Source organism: Pokkaliibacter sp. CJK22405 (assembly GCF_046614695.1).
Lineage (GTDB): Bacteria > Pseudomonadota > Gammaproteobacteria > Pseudomonadales > Balneatricaceae > Pokkaliibacter.
In genome coordinates, this window is the sequence record NZ_JBKKHQ010000002.1 from 1 (window position 1) to 15,445 (window position 15,445).

Consider the following 15,445-nt stretch of genomic DNA (forward strand, 5'->3'; position numbering starts at 1 on the left):
GACGATCAGTCTGGGCGCTTTCGACAGAATTGCCAGAGTTTATTCCACCGGGAGCAACGGGTACGCCTTTGGGACGAAATGCCAGCATGCGCATTAGCGTCATTTCCAGCCCCTGACGCGGATCAGGATTTAGAGGTAAATCACGACGTCCAAGCAAAGCCGTTTGGTAATAAAGCTGAACATCCTCAGCGCGTAACTGTTGAGCAAGTTCAAGTACGCGGTCACGATCCCCCTGACTATTATCGATCACATCCGGCAGCACCTGCGCCATGGCCACACGATGCAACAAGCCCAGAATGTCAGAAAGGACGCCTTGATAGTCAGGTGCGAGCTCAGATAAGGAAGCGACCTGCGCCAAGACCTGAGCAGCTTGCTGCTGAGCCAACGCCTCGACAAGACTAAAAGCCCAACACTGATCCAGCGTGCCCAGCATAGCGGCAACATCAGCGGCAGTAACTTGCCCCTGTCCGTGAGCTATTGCCTGGTCAGTGAGGCTCATCGCATCACGCATGCTGCCATCGGCTGAACGGCCCAGTTGCCAGAGAGCAGCATCTTCAAAGCTGACTTTTTCTTCGCCCAGAACAAAACGCAAATGATTGACGATGCGTTCAGGGCTCATGTTCTTCAATGAAAACTGCAGGCAGCGTGACAAAACGGTAATCGGCAGCTTTTGCGGATCCGTTGTCGCTAGCAGAAATTTTACATGGGGAGGAGGCTCTTCCAGTGTTTTCAGCAGCGCATTGAAGCTGTGCCCGGAGAGCATGTGAACCTCGTCAATGAGGTAGACCTTATAGCGGCCGCGAGAAGGCGCATATTGCACGTTCTCAAGCAACTCACGTGTGTCTTCAACCTTGGTGCGCGAAGCAGCATCCACTTCGATAAGGTCAACAAAACGGCCATCATTGATTTCCTGACAGGCAGAGCACACACCACAAGGAGTAGAAGTAACGCCCTGCTCACAATTGAGGCAGCGCGCGAGAATTCGGGCAATGGTGGTTTTACCGACACCACGTGTGCCAGTAAACAGATAAGCATGATGAAGGCGATTGTGATCCAGAGCATTAATCAGTGCTTTAAGCACATGCTCCTGGCCAACCATTTCATGAAAGTTTTTTGGACGCCATTTACGCGCCAGTACCTGATAACTCATTCATGCCCTCTTACTGGAGAGAGGTCAGGATTGCGTGCAGGATATACAAAGGAGGGGAAAACTGGAGGCAGCCCTACCAGCCTCACCCCGGCACCCAAGTCCACCGCTGCGGCTGCTCCCTTCCGGGCCTGACCGGGTTCACGGCTTATTGTTGCGGGGGGACCGGCAGGACCACCATAACGCCGCCATTTTACAAACCACCTGTACGTTTTACACGCCAGTGCGTTCTGTAAGTGACGAAGTGCGCGTACTCTAACAGCTCAAATGCCCGGATGCAACGGCTTGAGATTCTGGCCCCATTATTGCTTATTATTTGTACAGAAACCTGACGAATTAAACGGATAACTTCGTCAGGGTATTCAGGACAAAGTTCTTTCGGACTGAGCCTGACACCGCGATTAGCGCACAACGATATTAATGGAGAGAACCGATGACGGTACTTCCAGAATGTATCGTCCACCCGGTGAGGGTCGACACCCGTTTAGAACATGTTGAGGCCTGCCTTCTGCCCCAACATAAAGGTGCTTCAACACCTGATTCCTTGCTTCGCGTCAAAATTCGGTACCCTGAGCCCGTTCTGGTTGGGGAGCTGGTTCGACTCCATGTTGATAGCCTTGAGTGTAACGAGCAGCCTCTGGCCGCGGTTGTACTTTGCCACCCTCTCAGAAATGGAGAATTTGAAGTTCACCTCTGCTTCTTTGATCCCGACCAGGCCCAGCAAGCACGAATGCTTGAGCAGGCCTGTCACATCAGGGCTTATCAGTCGGCTCAGGAATGCCGGGGACAACCCTTACCTTTGGAAGACGCTGCACGGGAATGGATTGACCGTTTTGCCGAGGTCTTTCCTGCCCTGCGCAAGAGCTGATTGAAGCACTGCGTTCCTGCTCGGAATGGTCTAGAATAGCCGCTCATTACTCGTCCGAGCAGGAAGCAGCAGCATGTCCAAAATCGTCAAGATTGGCAGTATCGAAGTTGCCAACGACAAGCCCTTCGTCCTCTTTGGTGGTGTCAATGTGCTGGAGTCCGAGTCTCTGGCACTGACTGCCGCCGAACACTTCGTCAAAGTGACCGAGCGCCTGAATATTCCTTATGTTTTCAAAGGCTCCTTTGACAAGGCGAACCGTTCTTCCATTGGCTCCTTCCGTGGCCCGGGTCTCGAAGAAGGCCTGAAAATCCTGCAGAAAGTAAAAGACACCTTTGGCTGCCCTGTCATCACCGACGTTCACGAGCCTTTTCAGGCGGCCCCTGTCGCAGAAGTCGCTGACGTTCTTCAGCTGCCAGCGTTTTTGTCTCGTCAGACTGATCTGGTCGCGGCAATGGCCGAAACCGGTAATGTCATCAATATCAAGAAAGCGCAATTCCTGGCTCCTCACGAAATGGCGCACATCCTGAAGAAATTTGCCGATGCAGGTAATGACAATCTGATGCTATGTGAACGTGGCTCAATGTTTGGCTACAACAACCTTGTAGTGGACATGCTGGGCTTCAGCATCATGAAAGCCATGGACTACCCGGTCATGTTCGACGTCACCCATTCTCTGCAAATGCCGGGTGCACGTATGGACTCAGCCGATGGCCGCCGCCAGTGGGTGACTCAGCTGGCACGTGCGGGCATGTCTCAGGGTCTGTCCAGCCTGTTCCTTGAAACCCATCCTGATCCCAATAAAGCCAAATGTGATGGCCCATCGGCCTTACCTCTGGATAAGCTCGAACCTTTCCTTGCCCAGATCAAAGCCATTGATGAGCTGGTTAAGACGTTCGATGATATCGAAACAGGCACCTAAACCCCGCGCCTGATTTTCTTCACAGTCGAAAGGTTGTGTTAAAGCAGCCTTTCGACTCTCCACCTTTAGACGAATATCGTCTTTACAATTCCCGGGCGTATACTCCAATCAAGCTAGCTGTGGAGTGCTGCCTATGGCCCGGCAACCGCTATCGCTTAACGACCTGCATGAAAACATGGCGCTGACCTCGGGTGGGCACCACTTCTTGCTGACGCGTCAAATTTACCAAAGCGGTGGCGCGCAAATCTGGCACGCCAACGAAATCCAGCAACACGCTACCCGTCACCCTCCTCGTAAAGCCAGCCTGATTATTCTGGATCCCAGGATCCATCAGGGTTTGCAGCGCTCCCCTATCGAAGAGCTGATTGCTCGTCAGGAAAACTGGAACATTACCCAGCTTGCTCGCGTGCGTTCATTGTGGCTAGACCCGGCAGGCTGGCACTTTGCAGTTATGGAAGATCTGGAAGGCACAAGCCTGCACGTAATGGCTAGTCGCCATCATTTTCAGGATGTGCTCTCCCATGCACTCATGCGTAATGCCGCCAGCACTCTTCAACAGCTGCATCGACGTAACATTAATCACCTGACATTAAGCCCCTTCTCGTTGCTTATCACCCGGGATTACCAGCTCAAACTGCTGAATACTCACTTTGAATTTCATCTTTACCAGGCACTCAAAGCTCATGAAAACCACTGGAGTTTTGAGCCTTACCTGGCCCCGGAGATGCTGGAAGAACCACCCCGCCCAAGTGCAGCCGCTGACACTTATGCCCTTGGCTGCATTTGCTATGAGTTGCTGACAGGCTCACCACTGTTTAACTCCACCGAGCGTTTTGCTCTTCCTCAAACCGATGAGATTCAAGAAAACCAGTGGCATGCCCTGAACCACTTACTGGCACTCTCTCCGGAAGACCGGCCAACGGGCAATTTACTGCCATTGATTGATGAGATTTTCACCCCACGTGAAGTGGAGAAACCTGCCTCTGCCGATAAAGGCAAAACGCCATACTCTCAGGAAGATCAGGCAACTGATGATCAGTTACTGGATGAGCTGGCCAATAATGAAGAGAACGATCAACACGTCGAAAGCGCTCCTGAAAAAACAGTGACTGAGGCTCATCGCCAAGCTCCCGAGCAGCCTGCCAATCATTCCAGCACTAAATCTGATCTTCACTTGACCAGCACAACTGAGCCGAAGCAGCGTTCTGTACCGACATTTCTGCAGAGAGTGAAACACTGGCTTTCACCCAAACATCTGTTACAGCTGGTGATTGTGTTCATGCTTGGGATGGCCGCCACCTACTTCATCGCAAGTGAAAGCAGCCATCAGGAGACGATGGATCAGCTAACTGATGAGATTACCCGGCTTACAAGCTCCAGCGATCCCAACGATCAATATCGTGCACGACAGCTATATGAAGAATTTCTGCAGCGTTCTCAGGAAAAGTCCGGCCCTAACCGACTGGATGACAACATCACAGCGTTCTACCTGAAGATGAAAAACCCGGAGTTGCAGACACCCAAAACCTCAGTGGTTCCCCCGCCCTTGCCCAACATGCCACAGCTTAAACGTGGCGACAGCTTTACCGACCGCCTGGCCATTGGTGAGCGCGGCCCGTTAATGGTGGTGATTCCTGCGGGTGGTAAAAACCTGGGGAATGTTGATCGTCAGGGAGGTGGCGACGAAGCGCCTTCGCATTATGAGAGCTTTGATCAGGCTTTTGCTCTTTCGCGCTTTGAAGTCACCTTTGATGAGTACGACCTGTTTGCTCGCGTTACCCAGCGGTCTTTGCCGCAAGATGATGGCTGGGGACGCGGCCGCCGCCCGGTTATTAACGTCTCCTGGCAAGATGCCAATGCCTATGCAAAATGGCTAAGCGTACAAACCGGCTTTCGTTACCGTCTACCCAATGAAAACGAATGGGAGTTTGCTGCTCGGGCAAACACCTCCACCGCTTATTGGTGGGGAGATCGAGTGGCTGCCAATAAAGCCAATTGTGCAGTATGCGAGAGCGAATGGGGCAATCTTCGCACCGCCCCTGTCGGCGCTTTTAGCGATAACGGTTTCGGGCTCTATGACACCAACGGTAACGTGGCGGAATGGGTCGCGCAGTGCGCAGAATCTGATCAGGCTGCCACTTCATGTTCCAGATACTGGACGCTAGGCGGAGACTGGCGCTCTTCAGCCGCTGGCATTCGCACCTCTGCACGCGAGGCTTTACTGGACTCAACCCGGAAAAGCACCACTGGCTTCAGGGTATTACGAGAGCTTCCGTAAGCACCCTGCCCATTATCAATTTTATTCCTATAAAACATCAGCCAGCTGAATAATTATGATTTGTACCTTTCCCGCATAACTTCTAAGGTTATAACAAGAATAAAAAGAGATGAGGCTCTCTGACCTCGTTTCCACAGAACCGTGAATGAAGAGGGACAGCCCATGGCAGAACATGTCGTCAATTGCCCCCAGTGCCACAACGGAATCTACCTCTCTGCAGGCCTACATCGAAAAGATGAGCTAGTGGTTTGCCAGCATTGCCGAGCCGTCAGCCTTTACGCCGACACCGCAAGATTCCAGAGCAAACCACCCCGCCGCCAGCGCAGAGGTCATTCTCTGGCTTTGGCTCAATAGACACCGATCAGCCCTGCTATCTGCTCACGCCGTAATGCTCATTACGGCGTTGTGTCACGTCTGCTCGACCTCATTTAGGGCTCAGGTTTTTCGGCTTCAAGGTTGAGAAAACATTAAATAGAAGCACATTGCTACACATCATCCCGCCCTTCTCGCGTCAGTTTCTTGAATTTCTCCAAGTTGTCGACCATGAAGTAATTATGGCTTCACAGAGTGATTGCTCCGGGTAATGACTCTTACCACAGCCTATCCGCGCATGACTGATGCCATGTGCTTCATCACCGCCAGACAGGATAGAAAAACAGGACTCTTTTTCATTTGGCGGTTAACTCAGGGAGTTACTGAACTTGCCATCGCTCTTCCCCCAGTAGGTGGCGGCGTTCAAGGAGTACGAGATGAAAGCAATATTATGGTTCTTACCTACCGCCCTACTTCTTGGCAGCACGGCAAGTGTTCAGGCTGAAACTCAAAACCCGCTTTCAGGAACGCCAGATCATTTAAGCTACGCGCTTTATGGGCAAGGCAATGTGGACTGCTCGGAAGCGTTCGGAAGCTCAGGTGAAAAGCTGTCTTCTCAGAGCTGGGCTCAGGGATACCTTTCCGGCAATGCATTTGTGCGCGGCATTAGTTACGCAATGAGCGATAAGCAACATGAAGGTTTGCTGAATCAGTTAGCGAGTTTCTGTAAGAAGGACGGCTGGCTGATGGATGCAATGCCTGCGCTCACGAAAGCGTCCAAACGCTATGCAGTATCGCCCGATGAATACGCCAGTGTCTTCGGCGTTGGCGCCTTCACCTGCGAGCGCTTTCTGGGTCACCTTGAGCACAGCGGATCGCGCACCCGCGCCAAACAGCTTTACCAAACCTGGCTTGATGGCTACCTGAGTGCCGCCGCACTGGCACTGGATAACTGGTCAATCAGTGAAATTGTGCAGCACCAGCAGTCCCTATCCATGATGCGCGCCTACTGCGAATACTATCCCAAAGCCACCGTCGTCGAGGGCAGTGTTCAATTGGTCCAATACTTTGACCGCTTGCAGCACTCTGAACAAATGCAGTCCGCCGAGAATACACAGCTGCGACAGGGAATGGCGCCCTGAACCCGGGCGCTTAGGCAGTTCAGCTTTAGCGTTTAATGAATGTTGTTAGTTATTCTTCGGACATAATCCGATGCACTGCCTCAAGCCAGCCCTGATATAGCTTGTCTGCTTTAGACTCATCCAGTTCAGGGCCAACACACTTATCTTGCTGCCAGTAGGTAGCGACTTCCTCCAGACTTGCAAACATTCCTTTATGAAGCCCCGCCAAACAGGCCGCGCCCAGAGCCGTCGTTTCAATAATGTGTGGGCGCTCAACCTCGATGCGCAAGATGTCGGCCAGATGTTGAAGCAACCAGTCATTGGCGATCATTCCGCCGTCAACGCGTAAGGTTTTAATAGCGACACCATCGGCGTCCATGGCAGTTAATAAATCGCGAGATTGAAAGCAGACCGACTGAAGGCCTGCAGTGACAATTTCTGCAATTCCTGTATCGCGCGTCAGACCAAACATGGCGCCGCGGGCTTTTGGGTCCCAGTACGGCGCACCAAGGCCGGTAAAGGCAGGCACCAGATACACGCCATGATCAATCCCCGTCGAGCGCGCCAGCTTCTCGGTATCACCCGCGTTTTCAATGAGACGAATACCATCGCGTAGCCACTGAATAGCCGCGCCAGCAACGAAGATACTGCCCTCTAGCGCGTAGGTCGTTTTGCCTTTTAGACGATATCCCACCGTTGAGAGCAAGCGGTTGGAGGAGGCAAGCACCTCATCACCGGTATTGGCAATCATGAAGCAGCCTGTGCCGTAAGTGCTTTTGGCCATGCCCTTTTCAAAGCACGCCTGACCAAAGAGCGCCGCTTGCTGGTCCCCCGCGACGCCGCAAATATCGACAGTGCCGCCAAGCCATTCTTCATCCATCTGGCCGAAGTCAGCCGCATTATCCAACACCTCGGGCAGCAGCGACTCAGGCACACCAAACAGCGTCAGTAACGACTCATCCCAGCACTGTTCATGGATATTAAAGAGCAAGGTACGGGACGCATTGGTCGCGTCGGTAACGTGACGCTTGCCCTTGGTAAAACGCCAGATCAGGAAGCTGTCTACCGTGCCGAAAGCCAGTTCACCACGCTTCGCGCGCTCCATAGCGCCTTCAACATGATCAAGAATCCAGCGGATCTTGGTCGCCGAAAAGTAAGGGTCAATGATCAGACCTGTGCGTTCAGTGACCTCGTCCTCTTTGCCCTGGTCACGCAATTCGCGACACCAGTCGCCGGTACGCCTGTCCTGCCAGACGATCGCAGGATAAATCGGCTCACCCGTTTGCCGATCCCAGATCAGCGTGGTTTCACGCTGGTTAGTGATACCCGCAGCCAGAATATCCGCCGGCGTCAGCTCCGCTTTCTTCAGCACATCTCTGGCGCAGTTAAGAGTGGTCTGCCATAAATCTGCAGGATCGTGCTCAATCCAGCCATCCTGCGGATAGTGCTGGGGAAACTCCTGCTGAGCTGTCGCCAGAATTTCACCTTTGGCAGAGAAGATAATGGCACGGGAGCTGGTCGTTCCCTGATCCAGGGCCAGAAGCGCATGAGTCATAATAATTACCGGGTTTTGTTGTTATTTCTGGCGCCAGCAGCTAACTCTTACAGAACCGCTTGGCGTGTATTTACGAAGTCATAACTGCGCAAGTCCAAAAAAACAATCTTATCATCTGGCAGAGCCATCGAGTGAAACCAAAATGAAAAACAAAAACACTCGAATAGCCAACCAATTTATTGCGAACGAAACACTCGACTTTTATAGTCAGTCAAGATTCATGAATACGATTCCTTGCAGCACAAAATGCGCAGAGAGCGCCGGAGCACTACATGGATGGTTTACAGCGTCCTGAAACGAGCCCCCTGTTTGACCTTTTCGTCGTAGGAGGCGGTATTAATGGCGTCGGCATCGCTAACGACGCGGCGGGCCGTGGTCTGAAAGTACTGCTCTGCGAGCAACGGGATCTTGCCAGCGCGACCTCTTCCTCCTCCAGCAAACTTATTCATGGCGGCCTTCGCTATCTCGAATACTACGAATTTCGTCTGGTGAAAGAGGCGCTCAGAGAACGTGAAGTGCTGCTGAAAAAAGCGCCTCATATCATCTGGCCACTGCGCTTCAGGCTCCCACACCGGCCCTTTCTGCGCCCCGCCTGGCTGATCCGTTTGGGTCTTTTTCTCTATGACCATCTCAGCTCCCGGCGCTCCTTGCCTGCGACCGCCATGCTGAGTGCTGATACCTGCCCTGAGCTGCAACCCGAATTCCAAAAGCTGTTTGAATATTCCGATTGTTGGGTCGACGATGCGCGTCTTGTGGTGCTGAATGCGATGCAGGCTCGCCAATTTGGCGCAGAAATACTGACTCATCATCGCTGCGTCAGTGCTCACCGGACGGATGATTGCTGGCAGATAACCCTGGAAGATGCCGATGGCATGCGTCGCCATGCCCGTGCCAAGGGTATCGTCAATGCCGCTGGTCCTTGGGTGACAGAGCTTTTCTCCACCGGGCTTGATGTCGATACCGATAAGAAGATCCGTCTGGTGCAGGGCAGTCATATCGTTGTGCCTAAACTGCACGAAGGTAAGCATGCCTATATTCTTCAAAATGAAGATAAGCGCATCGTCTTCGTTATTCCCTATCAGCAGGACTACTCACTGGTAGGCACCACTGATCTCGATTTCCAGGGCGACCCTCACCGGGCTCATATCACTGACAGCGAGGTCGATTACTTACTCGGGGTGATTAACGGGCATTTTCGCCAACAAACAATGACCAGCGATATCAAGTGGTCGTATGCCGGCGTGCGGCCTTTACTGGATAATGACGCCGGTAGCGCCTCTGCGGTGACCCGTGACTACACGCTGGATCTTAACGCGCCGGAGCAGAAGCTGCCGCTGGTCTCTGTATTCGGTGGCAAGATCACCACCTACCGGAAGTTATCTGAAGCCTGCGTGAATAAACTTGCTCCTTTCTATGAGCAGATGACTGCTCCCTGGACCGCCAATGCCGCCTTGCCCGGTGGCAACTTCTCAACGCCTGAGGCGCTCAGCACCACGCTGGAACTTCACTTTCCCTGGCTGCCCGCCAGCCTGCGTCAGCGCTATGTGACCACCTATGGCACCCTAAGCTTTGAGTTACTGCAGGACTGCAACAGTCTTAAGGATCTGGGAGAGCATTTCGGCGCTGGTCTTTATGTCGCGGAAGTAAACTATCTGATGAAGTATGAGTGGGCGATGAACAGTGAAGATATCCTCTGGCGTCGAACTAAATTGGGGCTGGAGCTCAGTCTCAAGCAACGTGAGAGCCTGGAGTACTTCATGCAGCAGGCGCAGAAGCTGAGCGAGTGGCTGTCGCTGAATGATGTGCAGCAGTTTGCCAGCTGAGGTTTGCTAATTGCCTCTCGCGTCGCCAAGATGAAGGCTCATTGGCGAGCAGAAGCAAAGCATGAATCTTCACGACCTTGAGAGAATTAATCAGCAAGACCCTGAGCACATTCAGATTCACGGCCTGTGGCAGGAAGAGCCTGCGCTGAAATGCATTGGCAAATTGCCCTGCCCGGCTGGTCTTAACGCGCGTTACGAGCATCATCTCAGCCAGCTTCATCACAATGAAGCGGTCTGCATTCTTGCCGGATTGCCGGATGCGCCATTAGCACCGCCAGCAACACTGGAGTTTTACGAATCCGATTACGCCACCGCCTTGACGCTGCGGGAAGCCGGTCAGCGGCCAATGCTACTGGCTGCCACCACCCTGCTGTTAAATCCATTCACCGCCAGTTTTGAGTTCCAGCTTCGCTCTGCCCGCAATCATTTATACGCAGGCTACCTGTCACTCTTTGGCGGCGGCGTTCACCCCACACTGGACGGCGCCCAGTGCAGTCAGGCCGCACTTCGGGAAGTTCAGGAAGAAAGCGGCTTTAGCGCCTTACTGCCTCAGGACACTCACTGGCTACTGACCCGTGAAGAAGACAACGGCGCCGTGCAAATCACCGCGCTGAACAGCCTGACCTTAAGCGATAAGCCTGAATCCGCCAGCGATGATGAAGGCGAGCGTATCAGCATTGCTTATGACCAGCTGCAAAGTGCACTTGATGAACAGCGCTACTCCTGGACGCCGCTGGCCCATTGCGTGATTGATGCCTGGGCGTGCCTTGGCAAGCTGGGCATTACTGTCGTTCCTTCGCGCTGATTCCTGACCGAGATCGCCACGCCGTTTATGCACGCATCTGAGCTACAAGCTGCTTCACTGGATAATCCTTTCTATTATCTGCAGAACGCTCGTGCCCTGATCCGCTGGGTGCTGAGCCATTATGCCGAGCTGCTACTGCCCGAAGAACGTCAGCAACTTGAGCAACTTCTTAAGTTACCCGATCAAGCTCAGGCGCTCTTGGTCAGAATGCTCATGCGTAAAGGCGAACGTTTTCGCTTGTCCGCACTGAGTTACCAAGAAATCGGTGATGTTGCTCCCTGGTTGAGGCAGCTGGAAGCATTAGGGCTGGTTCAAACTCATAGTCAATTCTCTGCTGAGGATCTCAGCGCGCTGCTCACCAAGCCTGAACTACTGACGCTGCTGCGCAGTCTCGGACTAAAGGCTCTTGCCAGCAGTAAAAAGCCCTTGCTCATCGAACAGCTCAGTCAGCACCAGCCGCAATCTCTGACGTGGTCCAACTGGTGGCTACAGGCTGAAAATGCCCCACCGACATTGCGAGAGGATGAGGTCATCGAGTTGTGCGTGTCAGCACTCTTCGAGCGTGTCCAGCTGATGTTTTTCGGTAATCTTCGCCAGAATCTCAGTGAGTTTGTGCTCACTGAACTTGGCCACCAACGTTATGAAGTCGTCGATTTCACGCCGGCATCCCGGGCCTTTGCGACTCGTGATGAGGTGGATTTTTATCTGCAGCTGCAACGTTTGCGCGAACGTCTTGAGGAAGGGTCAACCGACCTTGCAGAGCTTCTGAACGAGATTCCTCAACCTCTGGCGGAAAACCTCTGGCTTGCCAGTCGCCAATCACGGTTGTTCTATTCTCTCGGCTATCAGGCTGAACGCTCAGGGCAGTGGGACCTGGCATTAGCTGCCTATGATTTGGCGCAGCACCGGGAAGGGCAGGTTCGCCGAGTGAGAATTCTGGAAAAACAGAACAAAATGGACGATGCCTATGAGGCGGCCATGACGGCGTATGAAACAGTCACGACCCCAGTGGAACGGGAAAACCTCCAGCGTTTACTCAAACGATTAGCCAGGAAAACAGGGGCAGCATTCCCCGTATTTCATCGCCCAATGCTTAAGGAGGAGACGCTGACGCTGCCTTATTTTGCAGGACGCGTCGAGCAGGCAGCGGCAACCTACTATTCGGCTCAGGGCGGCCACTGTGATTATGCCGAGAATGCCCTGTTCACCGGACTCTTTGCCTTACTGTGCTGGCCGGTACTGTACACGCCACTTCCCGGGGCCTTCTTTAACCCCTTTCAGTCCGGCCCTCAGGACCTGCATCGCGATGACTTTTTTACCCGCCGGCAAGCCTTGCTCGATGAAGCACTGGCAACGCTGGACACGGGGACCTATGCATCGCTGATTCTTCAGCGCTTCGATGAGCATTACGGAAAGTCCTGCCCGCTGATGATCTGGCCGCTTCTTAATAAAGCACTGCTTGAACGGGCACTGGAGCGCATTCCAGCGGCCGATTTACGCCTCATTTTTGAAAGACTGATCGTCGATATTCGCCATCACCGAAGCGGATTACCTGACCTGATCTACTGGCCCGACAGTGGAGGCTATGAGCTGATCGAAGTAAAAGGCCCCGGTGACCGTCTGCAGGATAACCAGAAGCAATGGGCGGATTTCCTGCTTACCCAGGGTATCAACATGCGCGTCTGCCATGTTCGCTGGCTGGATGTTGAATGACTGAAATGACTTCAACTCAAGCCACTGACCGGTTGTCGGTCTCCGTCGGCAACCTCTGCCGATTCAGCGCCCGCACGGGCAGTATCGATATGGGCTACACCCCATCGCCCAGTGCTATTGAGGGTATGGAAGGACACCTGCGTTTGCAGCGCCGCCGCCCTGAAAGCTATGAGCCAGAATATGCGCTGGAGGCAGAGCTCTTCGGTATCCAGCTGCGCGGACGCGCGGATGGTATTGATCCGCAGGCCGGACTGATTGAGGAAATTAAAACCCATCGGGGACAAGTAGAGCGCATTAGTCCGGAACGCACCCAACTGCATTGGGCGCAGCTCAAAGTCTATGGCGCCTTGTACTGCCATTTATCTGGCCGCGCAAATATTCAGCTACGGCTGACCTATTTCAATCTCGGCAATGATCAGGAAACCCAGCATGAGGAATGCTTCAGCGCGCCGGAACTTTTCACCTATGTGCAATCCTTGATTGATCAGTACCGGCGCTGGGCTGAGCAGGAAGCCGCTCATCGAGAGACGCGTGATCACTATCTGGCAACACTGAGCTTCCCCTTTGCTGACTTTCGCCATGGTCAGCGACCGCTGGCAGAAGCGGCCTACAAGTCAGCCATGACCGGTAAACACCTGCTGCTTCAAGCCCCGACGGGCATTGGTAAAACCCTTGGCATTACCTTCCCCGTTCTCAAGGCTATGCCAGCACAGCAAATCGACCGGCTTTTCTTTCTGACCATGCGCACGACGGCACGTCAGCAAGGCATGGAGAGCCTGACCCGCCTCCTTCCTGATCAGGAAGCCCCCGATCAGGAAAACATGGCACCACTTCGTATTCTGGAGCTGAGCGGTAAACAACAGGCCTGCCTGCATCCTGATAAAGCCTGTACGGGGTTGTCGTGCCCATTGGCCAATGATTTTTATGACCGCCTGGCCAATGCCCGGGCGCAGGCAGTGACTCAGGGCGCTCTCAGTCAGGCGCAACTGGGCGAGATTGCTGCTCAGCATCAGCTCTGCCCCTACTTTTTTGCTCAGGAAATGACGTACTGGGCAGATGTCATCATTGCTGATGCCAATCACTACTTTGACCAAAGTGCGCTCTTGTTCGCCCTTCGGCTTGAGCAGCAATGGAAAGTGAGCGTGGTCATCGATGAAGCCCATAACCTCATTGATCGTGCCCGTGGAATGTACAGCACCACCTTGAGTGAGCAGAGCCTTCGGCAGACAAGGCGAGGCGCACCGGCGAGTATCAAGCGCGGCATTTCATCTCTGCTTAAACACTGGCCAACGCATGGCCCGAGCGACTTGCAGGACTTACCCCTCTTCTCTGCTTCCGGTACTCGTGACACGGCGGCTGCGTTTGTCAGCTATCTGGATACCTTGCCCGATGCCCTGAATGGGCCAATCGCCCGACTGGTTTCCCAGATCACGGATTACCTGACCGAGCATGCCGCCGAGGAAAATCTGCAGCAGCTCTTGTTCGACCTGCTGGCCTGGCAGCGTCTGGCAGAGCGCTTTGGGTCGCACAGCGTGCTGGAGGTGGATACCCGGCAGCAGCAAACCGAGCTGAGTATTCGCAATATTATTCCGGCTGACTTTCTCGTCCCACGCTTTGCGGGCTGCCAACATGCCATTTTGTTTTCAGCCACCCTGCGACCGGCGGATTATTACCAGCAATTGCTCGGCATTGAGAATAGCCTCTGGCTGGAAGTGGATAGTCCCTTCTCTCGCCAGCAGCTGGAAGTCAGGTTGGTACGGCACATCAGTACGCGCTATCAGGACCGCGCCCAATCTGCAGGCCCCATCGCCCAACGCATTGCGAGGCAATATCAGCAGCAACCGGGTAATTATCTGGTCTTTACCAGCAGCTTTGCCTATCTGGAGAAAGTCGCCCAGGCACTTGAGCAATACACTTCGCAGTTACCCGTCATGCTGCAGGACCGGAATATGAAAGATACCCAGCGGGCGGAGTTTCTTCAGCGTTTCAGAAATGAACGCGGGCTTGTGGGTCTGGCGGTATTGGGTGGCGCCTTTGCTGAAGGCATAGATTTACCCGGAGAATCCCTGATTGGAGTGTTTATCGCCAGCCTCGGCTTACCGCCTTTCGATGCTTTTCATGAGTTGATTCGCCAGCGTCTGGAGGATCGCTTTGCACAGGGGTATGGTTATACCTATCTCTATCCCGGTTTGCAGAAAGTGGTTCAGGCGGCGGGAAGAGTTATACGTACGCCAGAGGACCGAGGCATTGTCGAGTTGATCGACCCACGTTATGCCAGACCCGACACCCAAGAGTTGCTGCCCGCATGGTGGCACCCGACCCTGATCACGGAATGACAACCCAACCGATGAACGCATCTCCTTCGCTATCGCTTAAAACGGCAGAGCTGCTGCAGCAGCTGGGTATTGACCCCCAGCTCATCAGCGGGCGGCCTCTGCCTTACTATGAAGAAGCCACAGAGTTGGTGCATACCGATACCCATCGCTCAGGCAAGATGTTCTATCTCACTTCGCCCGCCAGCAAAGCATGGCAGGCCATGAAGGCCGCTGCCGAAGCTGACGGAGTTGAGCTTTATATGGTCTCCGCCTTTCGTGGTCTGGAATACCAGTGTGAGCTTATCGAACGCAAGCTCGCTAATGGACAGTCTGCCGAAGCCATCCTGACAGTGCTTGCCCCTCCCGGCTGCAGCGAACATCACACTGGCAGAGCCATCGACATTAATACCCCCGGATGCGCTGCGGCAGACGAAAGCTTTGCTGATACCGCTGCCTATGCCTGGCTAGTGGCAAATGCCCGTCACTTTGGCTTTGTGCTCTCTTTCCCCCCTGATAATGAATGGGGCTTTATCTATGAGCCATGGCACTGGTGCTGGCACTCAGAGCCAGATCAATAAACTCACTTTAA

11 protein-coding genes and 1 other RNA gene are annotated in these 15,445 nt (G+C 53.7%); 9 read left to right on the forward strand and 3 right to left on the reverse strand.

Annotated elements, in window-relative coordinates; genetic code table 11:
• Together dnaX and ffs are read right to left on the reverse strand one after the other, a co-directional pair.
• Positions 1-1,150 (reverse strand): DNA polymerase III subunit gamma/tau (gene dnaX / locus ACKC9G_RS02195; protein ID WP_411403303.1); only part of this gene is annotated, 1,150 nt, incomplete at its 3' end.
• Positions 1,151-1,221: 71 nt separating this feature from the next.
• Positions 1,222-1,318, reverse strand: an RNA gene (gene ffs / locus ACKC9G_RS02200) — signal recognition particle sRNA small type.
• Between the two features lie 262 nt (positions 1,319-1,580).
• Here ffs and ACKC9G_RS02205 point away from each other — a divergent pair.
• The 4 genes from ACKC9G_RS02205 (at position 1,581) to ACKC9G_RS02220 (ending at position 6,666) form a co-directional block, all read left to right on the forward strand.
• Complete coding sequence (locus tag ACKC9G_RS02205; RefSeq protein WP_411403304.1) at positions 1,581-2,015, forward strand: hypothetical protein; 435 nt, start codon at positions 1,581-1,583, stop codon at positions 2,013-2,015.
• Positions 2,016-2,088: 73 nt separating this feature from the next.
• Positions 2,089-2,934 carry a 3-deoxy-8-phosphooctulonate synthase gene (kdsA, locus tag ACKC9G_RS02210; protein ID WP_411403305.1) on the forward strand — a complete coding sequence of 282 codons (846 nt, stop codon included), beginning with the start codon at positions 2,089-2,091 and terminating at the stop codon, positions 2,932-2,934.
• A gap of 133 nt (positions 2,935-3,067) precedes the next feature.
• Positions 3,068-5,212, forward strand: a complete 2,145-nt coding sequence (locus ACKC9G_RS02215; RefSeq protein WP_411403306.1) for an SUMF1/EgtB/PvdO family nonheme iron enzyme — start codon at positions 3,068-3,070, stop codon at positions 5,210-5,212.
• Positions 5,213-5,961: 749 nt separating this feature from the next.
• The gene (locus ACKC9G_RS02220) at positions 5,962-6,666 is read left to right on the forward strand and encodes a hypothetical protein (protein ID WP_411403307.1); all 705 of its coding nucleotides are present in this window, start codon (positions 5,962-5,964) and stop codon (positions 6,664-6,666) included.
• A gap of 49 nt (positions 6,667-6,715) precedes the next feature.
• Here the strand turns inward: ACKC9G_RS02220 and glpK are convergent, their stop codons facing one another.
• Positions 6,716-8,200 carry a glycerol kinase GlpK gene (glpK, locus tag ACKC9G_RS02225; protein ID WP_411403308.1) on the reverse strand — a complete coding sequence of 495 codons (1,485 nt, stop codon included), beginning with the start codon at positions 8,198-8,200 and terminating at the stop codon, positions 6,716-6,718.
• A 272-nt stretch (positions 8,201-8,472) separates the two neighbouring features.
• On the opposite strand from glpK, the gene glpD reads away from it, so the two are divergent.
• The 5 genes from glpD (at position 8,473) to ACKC9G_RS02250 (ending at position 15,434) form a co-directional block, all read left to right on the forward strand.
• A complete protein-coding gene (gene glpD, locus ACKC9G_RS02230) occupies positions 8,473-10,023 on the forward strand; it encodes a glycerol-3-phosphate dehydrogenase (RefSeq protein ID WP_411403309.1) in 1,551 nt (516 codons plus the stop codon).
• Positions 10,024-10,084: 61 nt separating this feature from the next.
• Positions 10,085-10,828 carry an NUDIX hydrolase gene (locus tag ACKC9G_RS02235; RefSeq protein ID WP_411403310.1) on the forward strand — a complete coding sequence of 248 codons (744 nt, stop codon included), beginning with the start codon at positions 10,085-10,087 and terminating at the stop codon, positions 10,826-10,828.
• 27 nt (positions 10,829-10,855) lie between these two features.
• Positions 10,856-12,541, forward strand: a complete 1,686-nt coding sequence (locus tag ACKC9G_RS02240; protein ID WP_411403311.1) for a VRR-NUC domain-containing protein — start codon at positions 10,856-10,858, stop codon at positions 12,539-12,541.
• Positions 12,538-14,877: a helicase C-terminal domain-containing protein gene (locus ACKC9G_RS02245; RefSeq protein ID WP_411403312.1), complete on the forward strand. Its 2,340-nt coding sequence runs from the start codon at positions 12,538-12,540 to the stop codon at positions 14,875-14,877. The genes ACKC9G_RS02240 and ACKC9G_RS02245 overlap by 4 nt, the downstream gene beginning before the upstream one ends.
• Positions 14,874-15,434, forward strand: coding sequence for a D-alanyl-D-alanine carboxypeptidase family protein (locus tag ACKC9G_RS02250; RefSeq protein ID WP_411403313.1), 561 nt, complete (start codon positions 14,874-14,876; stop codon positions 15,432-15,434). The genes ACKC9G_RS02245 and ACKC9G_RS02250 overlap by 4 nt, the downstream gene beginning before the upstream one ends.
• Positions 15,435-15,445 lie beyond the last annotated feature (11 nt).